This is a genomic window from Acinetobacter sp. FL (assembly GCF_040744925.1).
In the GTDB taxonomy this organism is placed as follows: domain Bacteria; phylum Pseudomonadota; class Gammaproteobacteria; order Pseudomonadales; family Moraxellaceae; genus Acinetobacter; species Acinetobacter radioresistens.
In genome coordinates, this window is record NZ_CP160437.1 from 1716216 (window position 1) to 1739912 (window position 23697).

Annotated in this window: 21 protein-coding genes; 10 read left to right on the forward strand and 11 right to left on the reverse strand. The window is 40.1% G+C overall.

The features are described 5' to 3' along the window. Window positions 1-78 precede the first annotated feature (78 nt). Window positions 79-1239, forward strand: a complete 1161-nt coding sequence (locus tag ABZP31_RS08075; RefSeq protein WP_248134537.1) for an iron-containing alcohol dehydrogenase — start codon at window positions 79-81, stop codon at window positions 1237-1239. Next, entirely contained in the window at window positions 1236-1670 is a 435-nt protein-coding gene (locus ABZP31_RS08080; protein ID WP_248134535.1) for a thioesterase family protein, read from the forward strand. The genes ABZP31_RS08075 and ABZP31_RS08080 overlap by 4 nt, the downstream gene beginning before the upstream one ends. A gap of 5 nt (window positions 1671-1675) precedes the next feature. On the opposite strand, the gene dnaX is transcribed toward ABZP31_RS08080, so the two are convergent. The 5 genes from dnaX to ABZP31_RS08105 form a co-directional block, all read right to left on the reverse strand. Then, window positions 1676-3841, reverse strand: coding sequence for a DNA polymerase III subunit gamma/tau (dnaX, locus tag ABZP31_RS08085; protein ID WP_248134533.1), 2166 nt, complete (start codon window positions 3839-3841; stop codon window positions 1676-1678). Between the two features lie 179 nt (window positions 3842-4020). Then, complete coding sequence (locus ABZP31_RS08090) at window positions 4021-4980, reverse strand: class I SAM-dependent methyltransferase (RefSeq protein WP_111281447.1); 960 nt, start codon at window positions 4978-4980, stop codon at window positions 4021-4023. A gap of 25 nt (window positions 4981-5005) precedes the next feature. After that, complete coding sequence (locus ABZP31_RS08095) at window positions 5006-6268, reverse strand: serine hydrolase (RefSeq protein ID WP_248134531.1); 1263 nt, start codon at window positions 6266-6268, stop codon at window positions 5006-5008. 84 nt (window positions 6269-6352) lie between these two features. Further along, window positions 6353-7207, reverse strand: a complete 855-nt coding sequence (locus ABZP31_RS08100) for a MaoC/PaaZ C-terminal domain-containing protein (RefSeq protein WP_005406250.1) — start codon at window positions 7205-7207, stop codon at window positions 6353-6355. Window positions 7208-7343: 136 nt separating this feature from the next. Further along, the gene (locus ABZP31_RS08105) at window positions 7344-8735 is read right to left on the reverse strand and encodes a 3-oxoacyl-ACP reductase (RefSeq protein WP_248134529.1); all 1392 of its coding nucleotides are present in this window, start codon (window positions 8733-8735) and stop codon (window positions 7344-7346) included. Between the two features lie 239 nt (window positions 8736-8974). Here ABZP31_RS08105 and ABZP31_RS08110 point away from each other — a divergent pair, with 239 nt between their 5' ends. After that, the gene (locus tag ABZP31_RS08110; RefSeq protein WP_248134527.1) at window positions 8975-10465 is read left to right on the forward strand and encodes an acetyl-CoA C-acetyltransferase; all 1491 of its coding nucleotides are present in this window, start codon (window positions 8975-8977) and stop codon (window positions 10463-10465) included. 231 nt (window positions 10466-10696) lie between these two features. Here ABZP31_RS08110 and aceI read toward each other — a convergent pair whose 3' ends face one another. Further along, the gene (aceI, locus tag ABZP31_RS08115; protein ID WP_367156780.1) at window positions 10697-11119 is read right to left on the reverse strand and encodes a chlorhexidine efflux PACE transporter AceI; all 423 of its coding nucleotides are present in this window, start codon (window positions 11117-11119) and stop codon (window positions 10697-10699) included. Between the two features lie 87 nt (window positions 11120-11206). On the opposite strand from aceI, the gene ABZP31_RS08120 reads away from it, so the two are divergent. The 4 genes from ABZP31_RS08120 to ABZP31_RS08135 all read left to right on the forward strand — a co-directional run bounded on the left by ABZP31_RS08120 (window position 11207) and on the right by ABZP31_RS08135 (window position 15221). Further along, window positions 11207-12094 (forward strand): LysR family transcriptional regulator, encoded by an 888-nt coding sequence (locus tag ABZP31_RS08120; protein ID WP_248134525.1) that lies wholly within the window; start codon window positions 11207-11209, stop codon window positions 12092-12094. Between the two features lie 92 nt (window positions 12095-12186). Next, entirely contained in the window at window positions 12187-13176 is a 990-nt protein-coding gene (tal, locus tag ABZP31_RS08125) for a transaldolase (protein ID WP_248134523.1), read from the forward strand. A gap of 78 nt (window positions 13177-13254) precedes the next feature. Then, complete coding sequence (gene leuE, locus ABZP31_RS08130) at window positions 13255-13908, forward strand: leucine efflux protein LeuE (protein WP_075040676.1); 654 nt, start codon at window positions 13255-13257, stop codon at window positions 13906-13908. A gap of 131 nt (window positions 13909-14039) precedes the next feature. Beyond that, window positions 14040-15221 carry a benzoate/H(+) symporter BenE family transporter gene (locus ABZP31_RS08135; protein ID WP_248130414.1) on the forward strand — a complete coding sequence of 394 codons (1182 nt, stop codon included), beginning with the start codon at window positions 14040-14042 and terminating at the stop codon, window positions 15219-15221. A 17-nt stretch (window positions 15222-15238) separates the two neighbouring features. Here the strand turns inward: ABZP31_RS08135 and ABZP31_RS08140 are convergent, their stop codons facing one another. From ABZP31_RS08140 to ABZP31_RS08150, 3 genes are all read right to left on the reverse strand, one after another. Continuing rightward, window positions 15239-15583, reverse strand: coding sequence for an SMR family transporter (locus ABZP31_RS08140; RefSeq protein ID WP_248134521.1), 345 nt, complete (start codon window positions 15581-15583; stop codon window positions 15239-15241). Between the two features lie 24 nt (window positions 15584-15607). Next, window positions 15608-16051, reverse strand: coding sequence for an RDD family protein (locus ABZP31_RS08145; protein WP_248134519.1), 444 nt, complete (start codon window positions 16049-16051; stop codon window positions 15608-15610). Between the two features lie 636 nt (window positions 16052-16687). Then, window positions 16688-17065 (reverse strand): hypothetical protein, encoded by a 378-nt coding sequence (locus ABZP31_RS08150; RefSeq protein ID WP_005406272.1) that lies wholly within the window; start codon window positions 17063-17065, stop codon window positions 16688-16690. Window positions 17066-17759: 694 nt separating this feature from the next. Between ABZP31_RS08150 and ABZP31_RS08155 the strand changes: the two genes are divergently transcribed. After that, on the forward strand, window positions 17760-18203 hold the full coding sequence (locus ABZP31_RS08155; RefSeq protein WP_248134517.1) for a universal stress protein: 444 nt from the start codon (window positions 17760-17762) through the stop codon (window positions 18201-18203). A 121-nt stretch (window positions 18204-18324) separates the two neighbouring features. On the opposite strand, the gene pepN is transcribed toward ABZP31_RS08155, so the two are convergent. Then, window positions 18325-20931, reverse strand: coding sequence for an aminopeptidase N (pepN, locus tag ABZP31_RS08160; protein ID WP_248134515.1), 2607 nt, complete (start codon window positions 20929-20931; stop codon window positions 18325-18327). Between the two features lie 307 nt (window positions 20932-21238). Here pepN and ABZP31_RS08165 point away from each other — a divergent pair, with 307 nt between their 5' ends. Then, window positions 21239-22402 carry a hypothetical protein gene (locus tag ABZP31_RS08165; protein ID WP_248134513.1) on the forward strand — a complete coding sequence of 388 codons (1164 nt, stop codon included), beginning with the start codon at window positions 21239-21241 and terminating at the stop codon, window positions 22400-22402. Window positions 22403-22443: 41 nt separating this feature from the next. Next, window positions 22444-23274 (forward strand): hydroxyethylthiazole kinase, encoded by an 831-nt coding sequence (gene thiM / locus ABZP31_RS08170; RefSeq protein ID WP_005019931.1) that lies wholly within the window; start codon window positions 22444-22446, stop codon window positions 23272-23274. Window positions 23275-23325: 51 nt separating this feature from the next. On the opposite strand, the gene ABZP31_RS08175 is transcribed toward thiM, so the two are convergent. Next, entirely contained in the window at window positions 23326-23694 is a 369-nt protein-coding gene (locus ABZP31_RS08175; protein WP_005019928.1) for a 5-carboxymethyl-2-hydroxymuconate Delta-isomerase, read from the reverse strand. Window positions 23695-23697: the final 3 nt, after the last annotated feature.

Sequence of the window (23697 nt, forward strand, 5' to 3'; positions counted from 1 at the left end):
GTTAAGTTATTTACAGGATGAATCCTATAGAACTGCAAAACAATAATGTTCAATTTTTTAAAGAATTAAGGAAAACGTATGGGTCAATTTCAGTTTCAAACCGTTCCCAATATTATTGCTGGGCTAGGCTCAATTGAGAGACTCAAGCAAATCTTGATAGAGCAGAAGTCCAAAAAACTGTTATTGGTTACCGATCCGGGAATGCTGGCTCAGCAGCTTCATCAACCTGTTTTAGATATTTTACATAGCATTGGACTTGAATATAGTATTTATGCTGATGTACAGGCTGATCCACCAGAAGACGTAGTCCTGGCAGCCGCTGGTTTTGCCCGAGAAGAAAAAGCAGACATTATTTTAGGCTTTGGTGGCGGCAGCTCTATGGACGTTGCCAAGATTATTGCCCTGCTTGCGCATCCTGAACAACAGCAAAAGCTCCAGGAGATGTATGGTGTAAATCAGGTCCAAGGCGCACGATTGAAATTAATTTTAATTCCTACCACTGCTGGTACCGGCTCCGAAGTCACGCCTATTTCGATAGTAACCACTGGGGAAACAACAAAAAGTGGAATAGTATCACCTGTGCTTTTTGCAGATACTACTATACTCGATGCAAATTTCACCCGAAATTTACCACGTCATATTACTGCAGCGACCGGTATTGATGCGATGGTGCATGCTGTCGAAGCCTATACATCTAAAATTAAAAAAAATTTCTATGCGGATTTACTCGCAGTTAAAGCGCTCCAGATTCTTTATACAAATTTAAGACCGGTACTTGAAGATGGCCACAATATGGAAGCCCGGCAGAATATGCTGGTCGGTTCTATGCTTGCCGGGCAGGCCTTTGCCAACTCGCCAGTAGGTGCGGTACATGCGCTGGCTTATCCGCTTGGTGGACACTTCCATATTTCACATGGGCATAGCAATGCTCTGGTTTTTACTGAAGTCTTAAAATTTAACCTGACTCATGCCAAGCAGCACTATGCTGAATTGATGTTACATATTGAACCTAAAAGTAGTGGCTCAGTAGAAGGCCTCAGTGATCTCTTTATTGATCATATGCAAAATTATCTGGACATCACTGGTTTACCCTTGACTTTGCAATCACTCGCCATACCTGAGCAGGCTTTAGAACAGCTGGCACAAGATGCAATATTACAAACCCGGCTATTACAGAATAACCCCCGTGAGCTGGGTTATGAGGATGCCCTCAATATATATCGAGCCATTTATTCATGAATAAGCCTATAATTACCGAACGCAAGCATTTTAAATTTTTCTTGCCGATTCAGACTCGCTGGGCAGATAACGATATATACGGGCACGTCAATAACGTAACCTATTATAGCTATTTTGACACGGCGGCTAATTCGCTGCTGATTCAGAAAGCAGGGTTTAACATTCATCAATCCCCTGTAATTGGGCTGGTAGTTGATTCTGCTTGTAGCTTTTTTCAGGAACTGTCTTTTCCTGAAATAATTGAGGTTGGCGTAGCAATTGAACGGATCGGCCAATCTTCTTTAACATATCGTTTAGCGATTTTTAAACAGGGTCAGCAGCAGGCATCTGCACAAGGTCACTTTGTTCATGTGTTTGTAAATCGTGAAACGCGAAAAAGTACTCCCATATCTCAACAGATGCGGGAGGATCTAGCCACTTATTGTTTATAAAACAATCATGATTTTAACTGGATATTTTGCAGCTCAGCATCAAACAGATGAATTAAACTTTGAATTGCAGGCTCTTGCTGTAGTAATTTTTTTGCACGCTGGTACGCTTTTTCCTTGCGTACCGTTTGCATGATATATGGTGTGATCTGCTCAATTTCTTTGTATTCCACTTGAAACTGTGTATCGGGCCATTGCTCTTTCATGGCTTGCTCTAAAGCATGCTGGAGCTGAGACAGCATTCCTTCATATTGTTGTGGAATTTGAAAAACTGACAGGCCATTAATCGTGCCTGTCATCAATCCATGCTGGGCCAGCTCTTGAACGGCAGGTGATAACTCGCTATTCCTAAACCAGTATTCCCATTTTTCTACAGTCCAGTCATGCTCTAACTGCTGAGGTGCCAGTGTTAGAATATCCTGAGGCATCAAGTGACCAGAGTTTTCATATTGCTGAGCGCTAATACCGGCTTTTTCCAGCTTAGTATCAGACAATTTTTCATCAGAAACACTATGAGATACCTGCTCACTCTTTCCCCCGGTTTTAAAGGACTCGGCTACAGGTAACTCAACAAATAAATCTTCCGCAGATATGGTAGGCGCTGTTTCACTCTGGCTGAGATCTTTTGGTATATCGGATTGGGTGTTTATTGCCAGTTCTGAAATGACTGCAGTATCAGGTTCAAGAAATTTAGTATCCAAAAGATCAGCAGAAGGCGCTACCGGTTTAGGCTGAATATTTAAACCTGCCTCATCAAACCCGACCAGCCCATCAGCCGAGTTTAAATTAAAGCTCAGCATTTCATTTGCTGCTGAACTTTCCTCAGTATTACTGTCCGGAACAGCTGATTTTAGCGGTTTTTTCTCAAAAGGTTTAGAAGAGTCTGCCGTAGTTTTAGACACAGTATCTGGCTCTGCTCCAGCGAATGATAACTCTTCAGAAATAAAATTTGTCTCAGGCTCAAGTTTCTCTGCTAAAACTGTTACCTGTGGTTCAGACGAACGAGGTGCTGTATTAACTTCTGCCGATGCTGAAAAGCTACTATCAGAAACCGCCGGTCCAGAATTGTCTATTGATATTTCATCAGGTGCCAAAGGTCGAAAAGCTAACAGCCGTAAAATACACATTTCAAAGCCCTGCTCTTGCGTAACAGACAGTTGCAGGTCAGCTCGTCCCTTACAGGCAATTTGATAATACAGTTGCAGGTCTTGCGCTGAAATCAGGCGTGAGAGCTGTAAAATTTTACGGTTAATCTCATCACTGTATTTAAGGCCTAGGTCGGGCAAATATTGTAATAGAGCCAATTCGTGTAAGGTCGAAATCAGCTGATCCAGAACAAGTGAAACATCCAGTGCCTGATGTCTAAACTGTAATAAAAGCTGGCCGACCCGGGCCTGATTATTCTGATGAATGGCCAGAATCAGGTCATAGATGATAGTGCGGTCAATCAGCCCCAGCATCTCTTTGACATCCTGATGGTGTACCTCACCCTGACCATAAGCAATCGCCTGATCTGTCAGAGACAATGCATCACGTAGGGAGCCTTGGGCAGACTCACCAATTTGCCAGATGGCGTCACTATCGGCATTAATCTCTTCTTTTTGTAAAATTCGGGTTAAATGTTCAGTAATCTCATCAACTGCTAATGGTCGCAAGGTAAATTGCAGGCATCGTGAAATAACCGTAATAGGTAATTTCTGCGGATCTGTGGTAGCGAATAAAAATTTTACATGCTCTGGCGGCTCTTCGAGCGTTTTCAGGAGTGCATTAAAAGAGTGGGTAGAGAGCATATGCACTTCATCGATCAGATAAACCTTAAAGCGTCCCTGAGTTGGTGCATAAGGTACATTGTCGAGCAGTTCGCGGGTATCTTCAACTTTGGTTCTTGAAGCGGCATCAATTTCAATCAGATCAATGAAACGGCCTTCATTGACGGCTTTACAGGTAGCACATACTTCGCATGGTGTAGAAGTAACACCGGTTTCACAGTTTAAGCACTTTGCTAAAATACGCGCAATTGTTGTTTTGCCTACGCCACGTGTACCTGTAAATAAATAAGCATGATGTAGACGGCCACGTTCTAACGCATTGGTCAGCGCCCGTGACACATGGCTTTGCCCGACCAGCTCATTAAAGTTGCGTGGACGATATTTTCGCGCAAGTACTTGATACATGTATGCTCCTTTTTGCCTGTATAAGCATACTGTTTTTTTGCAGCTTAGTGAATGAGCCGATGTCATCAATTGCTTTTAAAACGACAAGTCACTACTTTGCGTTTGAATATGAAATAATTTTTGAAACCAGGTACGCTTTTACATTTATGTATATTTAAAATTTCTGTGCTTTTAAACTATCAGGCAATCTTGTGAACACATAGAATAATGGCTGCAATTCGCTCCACACCTGAATAATAAGGCTGTTCGAGTTCTTCACCAAAAATATCCGGATCGATTTCCTGCCAGTGCCATGTAAATTTTGATTGTCCTTTAAACCACTCTTCAATTCGTTCCTGTAATACGCTTTGACCATTACGGATAGCAACCCCTGTATATAAAAACAAGTGTCCATTTCTGTAAAGATGAGTAACCCCTTGCTGCACAATATCAAAAGCCAGCTGTGCACCATCCATTTTATAGCCACCATGCCGATACTGACGCCGCTCCGAGTCTACCAGGTAAGGAGGATTGGCAATAATCAAATCATATTGCTCATGAATTTCCTGATATAAATGACTATTTACTGCACGAAACTTTTCAATGCCCGAGAATTCTGCATGAAGTTCACTTAATAATAGAGCGTGTGGATTAATGTCTACCAATGTAAGTTCTGGCTGAGGGTTAAATTTTTTGGTTGTTAGAATCGCAGTGGCTGCCGTACCCGAGCCCATTTCCAGAATACTGTTCACAGAGAACTGCTGTTGTTTTAGGAAACAGTCTAAATGCAAATTAAAACGATAAGTATCAGGTCCTAAAAAAACAGCATTCTGGCTAGTTGTAGGGTAACTGCTATGGATAAAAATCTCATCATTTAAACTTGAAACACGAAATTTGCAGCGAAACAGTTGCTCCTGCTGTTCAAGCAAATCATGATATTTCAATAGTTCAAATAAAGGTGCCTTGAGATCTGCTGCATAGAACCAGCGATTCCAGCCAAAAATATCTGCTAAAGTTTCTCCTACCGCCGCATGTCTTAAGACCCGTGAATGCGTTTCTGGCGTTACACTGATAAACTGATAAGCATTAGCTTTAAGATGTTTTAACAGATCTAGTAAAGCCTGCTTCTTGGTTTGTAAATCTGAAAGCTCTATGTCCATATATGTCCTTTTATATTATTTTAATTCAAGAGAACCATCCTTTCCTACCAGTAAGTACGCCATCTGCACAGCGTAAAGCTTCTTGAGTAAGTGCCCACAAACGGTAATCTCCAGTCATGGAACCCATCTGGAAATTATGAGTATAGGCAAAACTCAAATTACGCTCAGGATCACACCAAGCCGCTGAACTGTTATATCCCATGTGCCCAAAACCTTGTTGGGCGGCCTTACCCAGCGTAAAAATCCGATGATAGCCCAAACGCCAGTTCATGGGTACAGGCATAACCCGGTCGCGAGCAAAACTCTGAATACTGCTGAGCTCCTGAAAAACTTCTGGTTTAATCAAGACTTTACCTTTCCGCTGTCCATGATTAGCCAGCATGGCATAAATTTTTGCCAGACTATGCGCATTAAACACACCATTGGCTGCGGGAACCAAGGCCTGCAGGCCGGCCTCATTAAAGAAGCTAAAATTTTTCATTCCTTTAGGAACCATAGCATCTTGGAAATCTTGAGGGTTCTGTCCACTCCAGTAAAACAGCTTTTCACTCAATGATGTTTTTCTTTTTGTTTTCTTTGATATTTGATTGTTATGTTCCTTCCGGACTGGTTTAGAGGCAGCAAAAGGATGAGCTACACGCTCCAGTTCAGTCAAGGGAAGACCAAAATATGCACCATCTAACCCAAGTGGTTCTACCAGATATTGTTGCATTAACTGAGATAAAGTTTGACCGGTAACTTTCTCAAGTAGCCCACCGACCAGCCAGCCAAAGGTTAAAGCCTGATAAGCAACGCCCTCTCCTGCTGAAAAACGTGGTTTAGACTGCTCGAACACAGTTAACATATGCTGCCACTCAAGCATTTCTGTAGCGTCATTAATCAGGTTGCGGATATCATATAAACCGCTTTGATGAGACAATATATGTCGTAGCGTCAGCTTGTCTTTCCCTTGCTGTGCAAATTCAGGCCAATATCGACCAATGGGTGTGTCATAGTCCAGAAAGCCTTCACTTACCAGAATATGAGCCAAAGTGGACAATATGCCTTTTCCGGTTGAATAGCATACTGCCAGCGTATCGGCTTGCCAGTTTTCAGTTGCAGATTTTTTGCCAGTATAAATATCAACAACTTTTTTTCCTTTAAAATAAACTGCTAACCCAGCCCCTCCGCTATTTAAACGGTTAGACTGCAATCGGCTAAACAGCTTTGCTAAATCTCTGAATTCAGATTGACATTCACCCTGATAATGCTGGTGTCCATGAAGAATCCATTCTTGAATGGCTGACATATCATTACTCTTATTTTTAATCTAAATGTTTTAATTCAATACTTACTATAAAAAAGCCTGAGTTATGAAACTCAGGCTTAAAACTTACAACGCTTTAATACAACCCGCAACATGGGGTTTATGCGATTTGGCATTACAAATCAGGAATACTGTATCTTGGCCTTGCTTGGCAGAGAGAAGCTCTACCCGGGAAGGTAAATACATAGGTAATTTAAAATTCACATCGGCTTCATAAGCTTCTGGTAGTTCAAGACTTGCCAGTGCTCGAGCCTTACTCCACATACCATGCGCTATTGCCTGCTTGAAACCAAATGCCTTGGCTGTAACAGCATGAATATGGATCAGGTTGAAGTCTCCTGAGACTAAAGCATAGCGGCGTCCGGTATTTTCAGAAATATCCCATTTTTCTTTCAACTGATATTCGGGTTCCTGTTCAGCCTTTACCTTTTCAGCCGCTTTTACTGTACTTTTCTGACGAACAAGATAGGTAGTCAGTCCTTCCATCACGACCTGGTTACCAGCTTTAGCAGTAGTGATAAAGTCGAATTGTATACCTTTATCATGGGGTTTAAGTTCACCAAACCTACAAGACAACGTCAGCTCTTCACTGGTTTTGATGCTACGGGTTTGACGTACCATATTGCGAATATGTACCAGCCCCAGAATTGCAAACGGGAAAGCTTCCTGCGTCATCATATGCATTTGCAGACTTTGTGAAAGTACTGCCAGATAAATTGCAGGAACCTCTCCATTATTTTTAAAGCCGCACACTTCATTGTAGGCTTTCAGATGTTTCTGATCGATCTTAAGAGAGTCCACAACATATTCAACTTGTGGCAATACTTTCTCAGCTTTAGGCTTTTTAAAAATCAGTCCCTGAATAACTTTTGGATAAGCCAGATAAGGCTTAGGCAACTGGCTAAAATGACGTGTGTGCATACTCAACCTTCATCAATATCTTTTTTATAAATAAAATTCCCTCTCCCTTGCTCAGGAAGAGGGCCAGAGAGGTTTAAATCCACCTCTCCTTTTATACTGCTCTTCCCTTTAATGGAAAAGAGTTTTTATGAAAAATTTACGCGCCTAACAGGCTTTGTCCACAGACACGCACAACGTTGCCATTTAGGCCTGTAGATGCAGTTGAGGCAAACCATGCTATCGTTTCAGCAACATCTACCGGTAAACCACCCTGACTCATAGAGTTCATACGGCGTCCGGCTTCACGGATTGCAAATGGTATGGCTGCGGTCATTTGAGTTTCAATAAAACCCGGGGCAACTGCATTAATGGTAATCCCATTTTTCAGAAGTGGTGCGGTAAATTTAACCAGACCGATTACGCCTGCTTTAGAGGCAGCATAGTTAGTTTGGCCCAGATTACCCGCAATACCTGATATGGAGGATACGCATACAATACGGCCATTGTTATTTAAGCCATCATTTTCCAGCAGATAATCATTAATACGCTCTGCCGCAGACAGGTTGATATTTAGTACCATGTCCCAAAGTTCAGGCTTCATATTGGCCAGCGTCTTGTCACGGGTCACACCGGCATTATGCACAATAATATCCAGACCACCTTTTTCTGCGGAAGCTGCCTTAATTTTTTCACCTGCATCAGCTGCGGTAATATCCAGTGCCAAAACTGAACCACCAATACTTGCTGCAACCCGCTCAAGCTCAGCTTGCTGCTGTGGCACATCAAGACAAATCACATGAGCACCATCACGTGCCAGTACCTGTGCAATCGCCTCGCCAATACCACGGCTGGCGCCAGTTACCAATGCCATTTTGCCATCTAAAGGTTTAGCCCAGTCAACATTTACTACTTCAGCTTTAGATACACGGATTACCTGACCAGATACATAAGCTGAACGAGGTGAAAGCAGAAAACGTAGAGTAGATTCAATATTCGCTTCAGCGCCTTCATCTACATATACAACTTGAGCGGTAATACCTTTTTTGAATTCTTTGCCAACTGACTTAACAAAGCCTTCTAATGCGCGCTGGGCAATTGCCTGTTTTACTGTTTTGGCATGCTCAGGTGTAATGCCTACTACAATCACTCTGCCAGAAGTCTGAATCTGGCGGGCAACCGGATTAAAAAATTTATACAGTTCATTTAACTGCTCAGAGTTCTGGATTCCGGAAGCATCAAATACCACTGCCTTAAACTTGGACTCTTTATCGCCAGCATTAAAAGCACTGAGGTTCAAGCCGGTCTGGGCTGCTGCCTGCTGTAGTTCAGCATTATTACCTGCATAGCTATTTGCATGGATATTGTTTAAAACCTGTGCAATTTCACCAGACAATGTACTTGAGGGTGCTGCACCTAAAAGTACTGCTCCTTTAATAACAGGCGCAGCTGACTCAAAACGGTCCAGCTGGATTGGCGATGGTAAACCTAGATTCTTGATGACAAATTTACCAATTGGAGATTTTGCAAATACCTGGTATTGATCAGTCATGTTTATTATCTCTCATACAATTTAATTTGAATGAACCTGGAGTTCTGTTGACTTTAGAAGTAATCTCAAACAGTTATATTTCAAAGGGTCCACCGGATTCTAGCAAAATAATACTTGAGTTACTGTTTTGATGTCTTGACCTGAAAGCTCCATGCAATGTCATTGTAGTCAATTCAGGCTATTCTATAATATGTTAATGTAACACATCAGAATATCGTAAACGTGCTTGGAAAAGCCTTATGACTAAAACAACTCAAGAAAATCAGGCGGTCGAGAATTCTGCTCGGGAAAACGTGTCAAATACATCAAAAACAGCATCATGTACTGCTAAAAGTACGACCGAATCTCCTAAAGCAGTAAAATCCACTTCTAGCCGTATCAAAAAAACTGTCTCTACTGCAGCTAAAGTTACTTCGTCTAATCCATCTTCTGTTCAACAGGATCAAAACATGAGTCAAAACACAGTTCGCCGCGTTGCAATTATTGGTGGTAACCGTATTCCATTTGCACGTTCAAATGGTCCTTACTTTACTGCATCCAATACTGATATGTTAACCGCAGCATTAAATGGCCTTGTTGAGCGTTTTAATCTGCAGGGACAACTTATTGGTGAAGTTGTTGCTGGTGCTGTTCTGAAACATAGCCGTGACTTTAATATGACACGCGAATGTGTACTTAATACTCAACTTGCACCTGAAACACCTGCTTACGACATCCAGCAGGCATGTGGTACTGGTTTACAGGCTGCCTTTTTGGTTGCAAATAAAATTGCCCTAGGCCAGATTGATGTAGGCATTGCTGGTGGTGTAGATACCACCTCCGACGCGCCAATCGCTTTTGGGGATGGCTTGCGTAAGGCCTTACTCGAACTCAATATTGCCAAAACTGCAAAAGATCGCCTAAAAGCCTTAACTAAAATTAATGTTAAAAACCTACTGGATGCGCCTAAAAATGGTGAACCACGTACCGGCTTGTCTATGGGTGAACATCAGGCGATTACTGCGCTCGAATGGGGAATTTCCCGTACTGCACAAGATGAACTGGCTGCATCAAGCCATCATAAGCTGGCTGCAGCTTATGAAACAGGTTTTTTTGATGACCTGATTACTCCTTTTCTCGGTGTTGAACGTGACCAGAACCTTCGTCCGGATTCATCTGTCGAGAAACTGTCAAAACTGAAACCTGTTTTTGGTAAAGGTGAGACAGCTACTATGACCGCAGGCAATTCGACTCCCCTAACTGACGGTGCATCTGTTGTATTGCTGGCATCTGAAGAATGGGCAAAAGCTAACGGTCATGAAGTACTGGCTTATTTGACCTTTACTGAAACTGCTGCTGTTGATTTTGTTAACAAGAAAGAGGGACTGCTAATGGCACCGGCTTATGCAGTTCCACGTATGCTTGAACGTGCCGGTCTGAAACTTCAGGATTTTGATTATTATGAAATTCATGAAGCTTTTGCTTCTCAGGTACTTTCTACCTTAAAAGCATGGGAAGACCCAGCTTTCTGTAAAGAGCGTTTAGGACTGGAAGCGCCACTTGGGTCAATTGATCGCTCTAAATTGAATGTTAATGGTTCCTCACTGGCAGCAGGGCATCCATTTGCAGCGACTGGCGGCCGTATTTTGGCTACTGCTGCAAAACTGATTAATCAAAAAGGTTCTGGCCGGGTACTGATTTCAATCTGTGCAGCGGGTGGACAGGGCGTTACAGCAATTGTAGAAAAATAATTTCTGCTTTGTGAATGAATACAAGAAGGCCGCTTAATCATTAAGCGGCCTTCTTGTATTTCCTTGTCTTAAACTCATAATAGCTGGTTTTTTACCGCTTTATTTTATCTAAGCTATTTAACCTGAATTTTATATAATACCTACAATGATCTTTAATTTTAATTATCTCTCAATTTAAGATCAGAACATGATAAAAAGTTGTTTAACACCAGTCTTCCTGTCCGAGACTTATCAATAATCTGGTGCATATCCCAGCCGCATTTCAATGCGGTCATAAAACCACTGGAAGATAAAAGTATATACCAATATACATAATGTCATACCAAGGTCCAGCAGGATAGCTTGGCCCAAGCCGATATTTAAAGCATAAGCCACCATTGGAATAGTCGCGAGCATTAGACCGCCTTCAAAACCAACTGCATGACAAATTCTCACCTTAATTGTTCTTTTAAGCTGATGCCTGTGTTCAAATTTTTCAAAAAAATGATTAAAAATCATATTCCAGATCACTGAAGTAATTGCCATGACCACACCAAGTGTACCTGACACTTCCATTGGTACTTCAAATAGGAAACTTAGTGCAATCGCAATGATAATTAATAAAATAATTTCATAACTCAGCGCATGGATCAGCCTGCGCTTGGACAATAACATGACTTTCACCTACAAATTTATTGATAAGTTTATTTTATGTGCATAATATTGACTAATCTAATTAGCTCCTTTCATTTTTTTTGATAAATGAATATAAATCAAGAACAGCTCACTATTTTTAAAACAGTGATTGAAACAGGTTCTTTTTCAGCAGCAGCGCGAAAGTTGGGAAAAGTCCCCTCGGCTGTAAGTATGTCAATTGCAAATCTGGAAATTGATTTAAATCTTCAACTCTTCAAACGTAATGGGCGTGAGCCTGTGCCTACCTCTCAGGCTTGGGTGCTCTATGAAAAAACTAAACAGCTACTGGTTGAGATTAATCAATGGAAACAGCATGCCTTTGCATTAAGCAATGGCCTTGAGTCCTCTTTAACCATTGTAGTGGTGTCGGAGCTGCTTTATACCAATTGGACTGATTATGTCAGTATTGTTGAAAAACAGTTTCCAGAACTGCAAATTAATGTTATTTCCGCACCACAAGAAGATGCTTTGCAGATGCTGATTAATCGTAGTGCCCAGCTGGCGCTTATGTTTGAGCGTGAACAGCTGGATAGTCGGGAACAGTTTATTGAACTCAAGCGTGAAGTCATCGTACCCGTAGCTGCCTATACTCATCGCTTGGCTGCTTCTAAACAGGTAACATTTGAGGATATTTTAAAAAGCAGACAAATTGTAGTCGCAAGTCGTGATCATCTGATTAAACCTGAACTGCTTTTTTCAAAACAATACTGGCGTACCGACAATCACTACTCAGCCTGTGCCATGATCAGCCGGAATTTGGGTTGGGGAATTTTGCCCCTAGAAATTTTTAATAAGAATGCACAGCTTGCCAAAGATTTAAAGATTCTGGAAATTGCCGATTTCACCCCAAAATTTGAATATTATGTCGATCTGGTCTGGAGCCGGGAAACTGAACTGGGTGCAGCTGCACGTTTTTTAATCCAGCATCTTCGAGAAAAGCGTTTAAATGTATAAGAAATATTGTGATTATTAATTTTCACTTTAGCCTGTCAGGCTTTGTGATATAACTGATTTCACAACTATTTTAATTTTAGACTTTGATAGCAATGACACATTCAGCGTTAAACCAATTAAAAAATTTGACTACCGTCGTGGCAGATACGGGCGACCTTGAAGCTATTCGCCAGTTTCGTCCTCTGGATGCTACAACCAATCCTTCGTTAATCACCGCAGCAGCAGCTCAGCCGGAAAACAGGACATTAATCGAATCTGCTTTTGAACAGGCAAAGCAGGAAAATTTTACTGAAGATGCTCTGATTGAACGTACGATTGATATTTTAACAGTTAAATTGGGCGTTGAAATTTTAAAGCTAGTAGAAGGTCGTGTATCTACGGAAGTTGATGCTTCTTTGTCATTTAGAACAGAAGCTACAGTTAAGAAGGCTCATGAACTGATTGAACTTTATCAGCAGTATGGTATTGATAAAAAACGGGTACTGATCAAGATTGCCTCAACCTGGGAAGGTATACAGGCTGCCAGAATACTCGAAGCGGAAGGTATTCACTGTAATCTGACCCTGCTGTTTGGCCTGCATCAGGCCCAAGCATGTGCAGATGCCAAGGTTACTTTAATTTCACCATTTGTAGGGCGGATTCTGGACTGGTATAAAAAGTCTGAAGGCGTGGAAAGTTATCCAACTGAGCGTGACCCCGGCGTGCAGTCTGTGAAAAAAATCTATTACTATTACAAACAGCAAGGGATACAGACACAAGTTATGGGTGCCAGTTTCCGCAGTATTGACCAAGTGCTAGGTCTTGCTGGATGTGACCTGCTTACTATTGCCCCTTCTTTACTGAGCCAGCTTGAGGAAGACGATCGTGAAATTCAGACAGCTCTAAGTATTGAACAAGCAAAACAGGCCGAACTGATTGAACGCCCGGCACAGACTTCAGAGAGCTTTGCCAGTGAACTGGACAAAGACCTTATGGCTTATCAGCTGCTTCTAGGCGGTATTGATGGCTTTATTAGTGCACGTCATCAGCTCAGTATCCAGTTACGCCAAATGTTTGGTATGGAGGCTGAAATTAAGCCTTAAATCTTGTTTCTCTGCATTTTTACTGTCCGCTTTTGGTTATAATAACCTCAAGCGGTTTTTTATTGCAGAGCATCGCCCGTGTTTGGTATTGCTGATCTGACCACCTATATTATTGGTACGGTCTTAATTATTCTTCTTCCCGGTCCTAACTCCTTATATGTTATGTCAATTGCTTCCCGTTACGGTATTAAAGCCGGATATCAGGGCGCTTTTGGTGTGTTTGTAGGCGATGTTATTCTTATGTTCTGCACTGTACTCGGCGCAGCCTCCTTACTTTTGGCTTTTCCATGGGTGTTTACAGTTGTGAAAGTTTTGGGAGCCTCATACTTAACCTATCTGGGATTTAAACTCCTTAAAGCGAGTATCAGTACTTGGCGTAAAGCAGTTTATAACCGCCAAGTAGAAGCTGAGTTACAGACTATTTACCGTATTCGCCCTTTTCGAACAGCTTTAACCGTTAGCCTGCTCAATCCTAAAGCCATACTCTTTTTTCTTTCTTTTTTTGTTCAGTTTATTGACCCTGATTATCCTCATCCTGCGCTCAGTTTTATGACCCTCGCTATTATTTTACAGGTGACCAGCATGAGTTATCTTACCTTACTCATTTTCTCAGGTAGAAAACTTTCAGGCTTTTTTAGGCAGAGTCCGAAAATCAGTTCTGTCAGCGTGTTTCTGGTTGGTCTTTTATTTTTCAGTTTTGGAATCAAGCTTGCTACTAGCAGCTTAACTTGAGCACTTTCTCATATAGAGAATAATTGTTGATTCTTATCATAAATAAACGTGAAAAATACTTTAAGCCCTTATCTGACGAGCGTATGATGTCTGCATTTTAAACGATTTAATATAAATATTAATAAGTCATGATGCAGAAACTTCTTGAGGACATTTCAATACCTGCCATTTTTGCAGGTTTCATTACTTTTCTGGTGGGCATTAGTGTTTCAGCAGTTCTGGTTATACAGGCTGCTCAGATTTTAGGTGCAACTTCAGAACAGATCAGTTCATGGTTCTGGGCGTTAGGTCTGGGAATTGGTATATCCGGTCTTTTCCTTTCATGGAAGTTTAAATATCCGGTAGCAACCTCTTGGTCAACTGCAGGTCTGGCACTGATCATTGCAACAGGTAGCGGATATACCCTTTACGAGGCAATTGGTGCCTTTTTCGTATGCGGTCTACTCACTGCAATCTTGGGTTTTTCAGGCGTATTCAAAAAAACCTTGTCTTATATTCCTCAAAGTCTGACCAGTGCTATGCTGGCTGGAATATTACTCAAATTTGGTATTGCACTTTTTGCCAGTCTGCAAACTAACTGGGGGTTTATTCTTTCTATTCTCGCGATTTATATACTCAGTAAGCGCATATGGCCACGCTATAGTATTGTGCTCACTGTAATCGGTGGTATAGCAGTCTGTCCTCTATTTATGGAGTTTCATACCCCGGTCGTACAATGGTCGTTAGCTCAACCCGTATGGATGGCCCCTGAGTTTAGCTGGTCAGCGATTTTAGGACTGGCCTTTCCTCTTTTTGTTATCAACATGGCTTCGCAATATCTGCCAGGTATTGCCATGATACAGAGCTATGGATATAAACCGCATATTAATCAGCTGATTGGCTGGACAGGAGTGTCACAAACACTACTCGCTCCTTTTGGTTGTTATAGTGTAAATATTGCAGCAATCAGTGCAGCAATCAGTCTGGATGATCAGGTTCATCCTGATCCTGCAAAACGCTATATTGCCGGTATGAGCTGTGGATTTTTTTACATTCTGGTAGGACTTTTTGCAGCCACACTGACTAGTTTACTGATGTCATTTCCACAGGTATTTATTACTGCGCTTGCCGGTATAGCCCTGTTTGGTACTATTGGTCACAACATTGCTTTAGCTTTTCATGACATAGAGGAACGAGAAGCAGCCCTGATGACCTTTTTATTTAGTGCATCAGGTGTACAGTTTTTAGGTATCGGCTCGGCATTTTGGGGTCTGATTTTTGGTATAATTGTTATGTTGGTCTTTAAATTTAAAACCAAAATAAAAGCTATTTAAGCTCGGTACACAGCAGACTAATGACCAACACTTGAAGAAAAAAGATTAATTACCAGTACACCGCCAATAATCATACTAATACCAATGATTGCGGCGGAGTCTAAAGACTGTTTGAAAAAGAATATGCCAATAAATGCAGTCAATACAATACCGACACCACCCCATATTGCATAAGTAATACCGATAGGGATAACTTTAGTGACTTGAGATAACAGATAAAAGGATAAAATATAAAATAATGCCACAGCAAAAGTCGGGCCTAATTTGGTAAAACCCTCAGATTTAACCAAAAATGTAGTACCAATGACTTCAGAGATTATGGCTATAGCTAGCAATAAATAAGAAAGAAATACTGGATTCACCCATATTTACTCATTAAAAATATTTTAGATTTCACGCACTACCACACTTTTGGCCATTTTATCATGCCATCCCTGCTTTTTAGGATCAAAAGCTATCCAGATCAGGCCAATAAGAAAAACTAGAGTAGCGGGTATATAACCAATATAGCGTAATATACTTTGTCCTAAAGTGAGTTTATTTCCCGTTTTTTCATCTAGAACCTTTAAGCGCATTAACATTTTGCCAGGCGTAGCCGCAGCAAATAGCCAGAACAGTACACTATAGAATATAGGAAAAATATAATTCATGAGTATGTCAAAATATAAGTTTTGTGGCTGATCACTTAACCCGGTAGCAAAGATCAAATCAAAATCCCCTGCATAGAAAATCCATGCAACTGGAATAATGGCTAGAAACATAATTAGAGCATCTATAATAGTGGCGCCAAATCTGACCCAAAAACCGGCATACTCATATTTATAAGACATTTAGGCATTCTCCTTATATTTCAAATTTATAAGAATATAAATAATAAGTTTTATCCTAAAGGATAAATGCCTTTTTTCAAAGAATTGCAGAATATAACAATTAATTTTGTTATGAGGCTGCTATAAAAAAGCATCCGAAGATGCTTTTTTCTCTAAAATACTGCTAATTAAACATCTGACCAAACGCATATATAACGATCATAAGCAGAAAGGCAGATGAAGAAGTTAATAATAATTCTAAAGCGTCCATAGTCCACCTTTTTCTTTGAAGTGGTATATTTTTTATACAGCACTACTTTCTCATAATCAATAACAAAAAGTGACAATATATTTCAATTATCTTATAAAGATTCTTATATTTGCTTATTTACCATCTTAATTTTTTCATAATTTTTATAAATATCTCTATTTCTTAAACTTAATCTAAAAAAATATTTAAATTACTTTTTATTAATTCTTACTATCATATTGTAAATATATATGTCTATCTAAAAATAAATTAATTTTTATTTTAAAAAATCTATTTTGCTTTTATTAAAGATAATATTTCCTTTATTAAGAGCATTAAAATATTACTCAAGTTATTTTAAATTTTCTTTTTACTGCTTTGATAAAAAATTTTTCTTTGCTCTGATTTTATTTTACTTTATTACCTGGGGAGAAATGATTAAGGATTGCCTCTGCATGATCATACTTTTTCTTGGATTTCAGATTTTGATCTAAAGGACTGGATTTAATCACTTCAATTAATTTCGCTAGCCATATTACAAACTCTTGGCTATCTAAACGGTCAGGAATACAGCTAAAATCAGTTTTTCCCGAGCTATTAGATGATATAAGTTCCATTTTGCTCAGGTCTTCATAACTTATTGGTAATTTAATAAGTAACTTTTTGTCTTTTTCTAGTAGTTTCAATAAAAGTGCATTCAGATCTCCCAATGGATCAAAAGAGAATCCTTTTTCTTTACTTACACTTAAATAGATATTTTTAGCTATACGCAAGTTACGGCTCATAGTAGTCCTTTTTATTTCAGAACATGAAGTAAAGGTACTATGTTTAAAGGTAATAAAAAATTTAGGTTTAACGTATTGAATGCTATGAAGTGTACCTAGCGTAACTACATGGTTCTAAAAATCCATTAAAGCAATTCTTGTTTGATGCTATTGAAAGTTTAAGTGAAGAGTATAGCGTTTATGTATTCTAAATATATTGTGTAATTTAATTAATAACTAAAAGATAGATAACCTCATTTTGTACCAAAGGTTAACTATCTTTTCAGCTAATTATAGTCAAGAAGGATGTATAAAATAAAAATTGACTACCAATATTATGAGTAAAATAATTGCAGCTACGAGATAGGTATTGATTGTATTGAAGCTCTTGATAAACTTTAAAATATTCATAATCTTTTAATTTTACATACACTTATTTGTAACCCATATTTTAACAAATGGTAAAATAATGTATCAAGCTTTTATAATTTTTAGGAGAGAGTATGGCTATTTTTTAGCCTCAAAGATATGAAAATACAATCTTTAAAATTAAAGAACCTTAAAAATTAAAGTGTATATTTTTTATCACAGAATAGTGAATTAACTTTTTCCAAATTAAGTAGTTATAATTTCCTAATATTCTTGTTGTCAGCAATTTAATATAATAAACAAAACGATAAACCAAATTTTTCACTTTATAAAAGGACATAATATTATGATATATCAAAATATTTTAGCACCCATTGATGGTTCTTCAGTCTCTATGGCAGCAGTAAAGCATGCGATTACACTTGCTAAAACATTTCAATGTCAGCTTTCAATTATCAGTATTGTTGCGGTTGACCCTTTCAAAGGAATTGATTTTTATAGTGCCCTACCTAATTTAAAAGATTACTATCTGGCCGCTAAGGCCGAGGCAGAAAAGGTACTAGATGAAGTAAATCAATTATGTATTGAAGAGAATGTAAAGGCCGACACGCGTGTTGTTATGGGTGAAATACCGTCAGTTGGTATACTTAAAATAGCCGCAGAAGTAAAAGCTGATCTGATTGTAATGGGTTCTCATGGCCGCAAGGGACTACAAAAATATATGCTCGGCAGTGTAGCGCAGGAAGTTCTCACCAATACTGAAACTCAAGTGATGATTGTTAAACAGTAATATCTTAAATTATAATAATTTTTTCCAAAGTCTTGTTAAGGCTATATTATTTATATTTAGTATAAAATAATGCTCCGGCAGTTCAACACATCCGGAGCATCATAATTACACATAATCCACTTTATATATTAAGCATGCTGCTTAAAGTTTCAGATACGTTTTTAGATTTAACCCGTCCCTTAAGCTGCTGTAAAGTGGTCTGAACCTGAGTGCGTTGAGGCTCTGCCAGTGTATACCACCGCGACAACGACTGGAGCAGACGAGAGCCTACAATCGGATTTTTCTCATCTAAATAAGCTGCGAGGTCTACTAGATAATCTACACCAAAACTCCAGGTATTGACCGGATTCGCATTTAGACCGCCGCTGACCGAACGGATCCGGTTAGGTGTACCTAAGTCATAATCTGCATGGGAGGTCAAATAACGTAAAGTCTCTTCAGTGGCTTTTGGATGAGCTGCCTGCACCATAAACCATTGATCCAGAGACAAGGCTTCATCTTTAAATCGATTATAGTAATCCTGAAGTATTTCCTGTGCCTGCGGTGCATCATGCCAGACCAGCACACGTAAAGCGCCCAGACGCTCAGACATATTATGCGTATTCTGATACTGCTCACCTGCCCATGCAAATGCCAGCTCGTCACCTTGGCGAGCCATCATCATCAACATGATATTTTTTAGTGCACGCTCTCCCATAGCCTGAGAAAAGTCCTGCTGTAAATCAGGATTAAGTGCCTGATATGTCTCTTGCCAGAATGGACCCAGCTCACGGGCCAGTTCATTCAGTAAGGCTTCATGGCGCTCCTGAATAATGACCGGATTATAATCATGATCTATACGGCTACCCAGATAGTTTTCACTCGGCACATCGAGCAGTCGTGAAGCAAGTAATGGATCTTTCTGTACCATATCTGGCAGAGTATGGCGAATAGCTTCAATATAGATGTCGACCTGATGATTATCCAGCAAAATACGCTCAAGCAGGGTCTGGGTAGCTTGCCACTGGTTAAAGCCGTTAGTTTCATGCTGAATCAGAAAAGCCAGATCAGCATCGGAATAATCAAATTTCAGATTTACTGGCGCAGAGAAATTTCGCAGCAATGAGACAACCGGTTTTTCAGGAATATGGCTAATCTCAATCGAAGCTGTATCCTGATCAAACAGATAAACCCCATCTTTTACCTGATCTACAAATAGATCCGAAGATTGCAGTGTGTACTGCTCCCCTGTTTTCTGGTTAAAAAGCGCCAACGCGACTGGAATTGGAACTGATTTCAGGTTCGGATATTTTATGTTCGGCTTTATACTTTGCTTAAAGGTTAAACGGTAGGTTTGGGTTGTACTATTATATTCACCCTGTACCTCAAGTGTTGGTGTGCCGGGCTGGTTATACCACGTCAGAAATGCAGACAGATCTACACCTGAACCAGCAGTTAGCGCTGCAATCCAGTCTTCCACAGTAACAGCCTGACCATCATGACGTTTAAAGTACTCATCTGTTCCCAGACGGAATTTTTCTTTACCCAGCAAGGTTGCCATCATACGGTTAATTTCTGCCCCCTTTTCATATACGGTGGCAGTATAAAAATTATTAATTTCCACAAAATGGTCTGGACGTGGTGGATGTGACAATGGGCCCGCATCTTCAGGAAACTGATGCGATTTCAGTACAGCCACGTCATCAATTCGCTGTACAGCAGCAGACTGTAAATCTTCAGAGAAAGACTGGTCACGGAATACAGTTAAACCTTCTTTCAAACAGAGCTGAAACCAGTCACGACAGGTAATCCGGTTACCTGTCCAGTTGTGGAAATATTCATGGGCAATCACAGATTGCACCCGCATAATTGCAGCATCTGTGGTGTACTCTTCATCGGCCAGTACACAGGAAGTATTGAAAATATTCAAACCTTTATTTTCCATAGCCCCCATATTGAACTGGCTGACCGCCACAATCATATAGTTATCGAGATCATAGGCACGGCCGTAATGCTCTTCATCCCAGCGCATAGAATGCTTCAATGCTTCCATCGCAATATGGCACTTTGGAATATCTTTCTCTATAGCATAAATCTCAAGTGCAACATCTCGTCCTTCCGAGGTCACATAACGGTCTTTCAGAACTGCCAGATCACCAATTACGCAGGCAAATAAATAACTTGGTTTCTTAGTCGGGTCCTCCCAGATCGCGTAATGACGCTCTTCACCTGCTTCTCCGGTTTCAAGCAGGTTGCCATTAGCCAGTAGAACCGGATACTTTTTATCGGCTTCAACCCGTGTAGTAAAGACAGATAAAACATCTGGGCGGTCGGGATAATAAGTAATCTTGCGAAAACCTTCTGGTTCATTCTGGGTTACAAAGAGGTTGCCGGCTTTATAAAGACCCTCAAGCTGAGTATTACTTTCCGGATGAATAATTACACTGATCTGCAATGTAACCGTATCTGGTGCGTTTGAAATAGTCAGCTGTTCAGTGTCTTGGTGATAGTCATCTGCTGAAAGCAGTTGGTCATTCATTTGAATCGATTTTAATTCCAGATCACGGCCTAAAAGTATCAGGTCACCTGCCGTTTGGCGTTGCATCACAAGAATTGAGTCAACCTGCGTATAATCATCATAGACCTGAATATCCAGCTGAACACTTTCAACCAGAAAAGCAGGCTTTTGATAATCTTTCAGATAGACCGTCTGGGTATCCTGAACAGGAGGTTGTGCTGCAATATTCATAGCTATTCCTTTTTTGACCGTATATCGGATCAGATCATTTTTGTCAATACTTTTATCATACGCTGAACTTTAAACGTATAGATACTCTATTCAACTTATGTAAGGCATGATTCAAGCTTTTCAATTCCTGAATGTCCAGTATTTGAGTAAATGAATATATAACTGATATCGTATTTATAGAAATATCTTTCAACCTTTGAATTAAAAGACCTGAAAGAATATCTCTACAAGTTTAGGCACCTTTTTCAGACAGGCTTGATATAATCCGTGCGAGCATCAGGCGATCGATTTTTGGAAAAAACACGGCATGAGTACCCTATATTCAGTTCTGCATAAACAGCTTGATGAAAGTACACCTTGCCCATTATGCCGCGCCTCCATGTGGTGGGTAGAAGCAGAGCAGCATGAACAGCCTGTAGAGTTTCATGAGTGCAGCTTCTGTGAACACCGGCTTTTTAAACAGCAGCAACATACCTGTCACTGTGAAAGCTGTGGTAAGTCACGCAAAAAAATACTAAAAGAAACACGACTACAGGAACAACGTAAATATAAAAATAAACAGACTACTGAAATTGGCTTAGACCAGCTTAATTTTTTGCAAAAACTGTTTTTATTGAGCTTGCTAGATGACCGCATTCAAGAAAATGTACCTCATGATGAATACATTCATTGGGATCTGATCAAATACCAACCTATTACTCCTAACTACTTCTTTCAGAGCAGTCTGCTTAAACAGCTGGTCAAAGATCAGGTACTGATATGCAGCGAATTTAGTGATGAGGCACAAAGCTATTATATTAATGTACGCCTTGATGGTTATTCCGAGCCAAGTTTATTCAGTATTACCCAGCAACTCCGGTACTGGTTTTTAAATAATCTGAGTTTGGGAATTCCATTTAAAAGTAGTGATGAAGTGAAAGAAGCCTTATATCTGGTACTTTATCAGGAAATTGTCTGTTTTATGCAGCACTACTGCCGTACATGGGGCATACAAATTTCGGGTAATAAAGGTTTTGCAACCTTTTGCTACCGTTTAATGGACTCTCTGGCAGTGGGCCAGATTTATTATATGATCCAGAATGCCTTGGAATACCTGCATAAGCATAAAGTCTTACAACCCCGCAATGAAAATTTTATTAACACCAACTTGCTGAAAAAAACCCTACAACAGTATCGGGAACGTGGCTTACAGGAAAAATGGGAAACCTGTACTTTACCACGCCCACCCAATATCCCCTTTAGCAAGATGAGCTATATCCTGCTGTTTAAATTCTTGGGTTATGATGAGCAGATCTTTATTCAGCCGGTCTGGAAGGCCTGGAAAAAAATTGCACCACGTCTCGAATTTTACTCAACTAAACGCTGTATGTACTGTGGTTCTCATGAACTTGATGTAGATTACGATACAGCAGAATATGTCAGTCTGTTCTGTCGTCAGTGCAAACATCAGGACCACTATTTTATCCGCTAGGTATCAGCGCATCATATTTAAAGATTATATCAAGGTAAAAAATGAGCTTTACTGAACAAAAAAATACACTCCTCCAGCAGGTTATACAGGCATGGACGCGATTACAGGAACAGCAACCCTTGGTACAATGCATTACTAATAGTGTCGCTACCAATTATGCTGCGAATATTTTGCTGGCAGCGGGCGCTTCACCAGCCATGATTGATAATCCTTTTGAAGCAGAAAGTTTTGCAAATGTTACATCAGCCTTGAGTATTAATTTGGGCACACCGACGACTGAACAGATGCAGGCCATGCTGATTTCAGCACAAACCGTTGATCATAAAAATACACCTTGGGTACTGGACCCTGTAGGTTATGGACCAGTTTTGAAATGGCGCAGTAGTATGGTTGATCAGCTTTTGGCATTTAAGCCCTCAGTCATCCGGGGTAATGCCTCTGAGATCAGCGCGCTCGCTGGTAAGCAGGTTCAGGCTAAAGGCGTAGACAGTACCATAAGCAGTCATACCGTTTACAGACAGGCACAATGTCTGCTTGTGCATAGTGAGTGTATTGCCATTTCTGGTGAAGCAGATTTTATTCTGTCACGCGAGCTTGGACTGGTGATACAGGTCAATGGTGGTAGCTATCTACAACCTAAGGTTACAGCCACAGGTTGTGCGCTGGGCGCACTGATTGCAGCTTATAGTGCAGTTACTACACCCACTATTGCAGCTCTGGCAGCCCACTTGCATTTTGCTATTGCCGGCAAACTGGCATATGAGAAAATTGCCAGTGTGGGTAGTTTTAATGTGGTCTTTATGGATTATATCCACACTCTCAATAGTGAAATGCTACTACAATATGCTGATTTTCAGCTGATTAGTCTCTAAATAGAAATGCCGGCTAAATATCTTCATATTGCCAATTTAATTCATATATTTTTAACAGTTTACTATCTGTTTAAGATAATTTTCTTTATCCATTTCTAATAGCTGTACACACAGCTGGATCTGCAGGTCATTATCTGTCTTATAATAGTCCTGCTGTGTAAGCACATGCATTAAAGCCTCTCGGACCCGCTGTTTCTGTTCATTTGTACGGCCTTTGAACAGGGAAAATTCAACATATATATATGCTTGTGAACTGTCTCCTTCACCAATCAGGAAATCCTCATTGCAATAGAGACGTGCCTTAATATCATTCGGTTGGAACAGTTCACTTTCAATTAATACCTGGTTAATCCGTTTAAGCAGTTTGGGACGGTCTAACTGTTCTATATTTGCGGAATATTCAACAACAACATGTGGCATAAG

Excerpts from the sequence above, each read along its gene's own strand:
- ABZP31_RS08075 (WP_248134537.1), top strand. The coding sequence starts at position 79 with ATGGGTCAATTTCAGTTTCAAACCGTTCCCAATATTATTGCTGGGCTA.
- ABZP31_RS08080 (WP_248134535.1), top strand. The coding sequence starts at position 1,236 with ATGAATAAGCCTATAATTACCGAACGCAAGCATTTTAAATTTTTCTTG.
- dnaX (WP_248134533.1), bottom strand. The coding sequence starts at position 3,841 with ATGTATCAAGTACTTGCGCGAAAATATCGTCCACGCAACTTTAATGAG.
- ABZP31_RS08090 (WP_111281447.1), bottom strand. The coding sequence starts at position 4,980 with ATGGACATAGAGCTTTCAGATTTACAAACCAAGAAGCAGGCTTTACTA.
- ABZP31_RS08095 (WP_248134531.1), bottom strand. The coding sequence starts at position 6,268 with ATGTCAGCCATTCAAGAATGGATTCTTCATGGACACCAGCATTATCAG.
- ABZP31_RS08100 (WP_005406250.1), bottom strand. The coding sequence starts at position 7,207 with ATGCACACACGTCATTTTAGCCAGTTGCCTAAGCCTTATCTGGCTTAT.
- ABZP31_RS08105 (WP_248134529.1), bottom strand. The coding sequence starts at position 8,735 with ATGACTGATCAATACCAGGTATTTGCAAAATCTCCAATTGGTAAATTT.
- ABZP31_RS08110 (WP_248134527.1), top strand. The coding sequence starts at position 8,975 with ATGACTAAAACAACTCAAGAAAATCAGGCGGTCGAGAATTCTGCTCGG.
- aceI (WP_367156780.1), bottom strand. The coding sequence starts at position 11,119 with ATGTTATTGTCCAAGCGCAGGCTGATCCATGCGCTGAGTTATGAAATT.
- ABZP31_RS08120 (WP_248134525.1), top strand. The coding sequence starts at position 11,207 with ATGAATATAAATCAAGAACAGCTCACTATTTTTAAAACAGTGATTGAA.
- tal (WP_248134523.1), top strand. The coding sequence starts at position 12,187 with ATGACACATTCAGCGTTAAACCAATTAAAAAATTTGACTACCGTCGTG.
- ABZP31_RS08135 (WP_248130414.1), top strand. The coding sequence starts at position 14,040 with ATGCAGAAACTTCTTGAGGACATTTCAATACCTGCCATTTTTGCAGGT.
- ABZP31_RS08145 (WP_248134519.1), bottom strand. The coding sequence starts at position 16,051 with ATGTCTTATAAATATGAGTATGCCGGTTTTTGGGTCAGATTTGGCGCC.
- ABZP31_RS08150 (WP_005406272.1), bottom strand. The coding sequence starts at position 17,065 with ATGAGCCGTAACTTGCGTATAGCTAAAAATATCTATTTAAGTGTAAGT.
- ABZP31_RS08155 (WP_248134517.1), top strand. The coding sequence starts at position 17,760 with ATGATATATCAAAATATTTTAGCACCCATTGATGGTTCTTCAGTCTCT.
- pepN (WP_248134515.1), bottom strand. The coding sequence starts at position 20,931 with ATGAATATTGCAGCACAACCTCCTGTTCAGGATACCCAGACGGTCTAT.
- ABZP31_RS08165 (WP_248134513.1), top strand. The coding sequence starts at position 21,239 with ATGAGTACCCTATATTCAGTTCTGCATAAACAGCTTGATGAAAGTACA.
- thiM (WP_005019931.1), top strand. The coding sequence starts at position 22,444 with ATGAGCTTTACTGAACAAAAAAATACACTCCTCCAGCAGGTTATACAG.
- ABZP31_RS08175 (WP_005019928.1), bottom strand. The coding sequence starts at position 23,694 with ATGCCACATGTTGTTGTTGAATATTCCGCAAATATAGAACAGTTAGAC.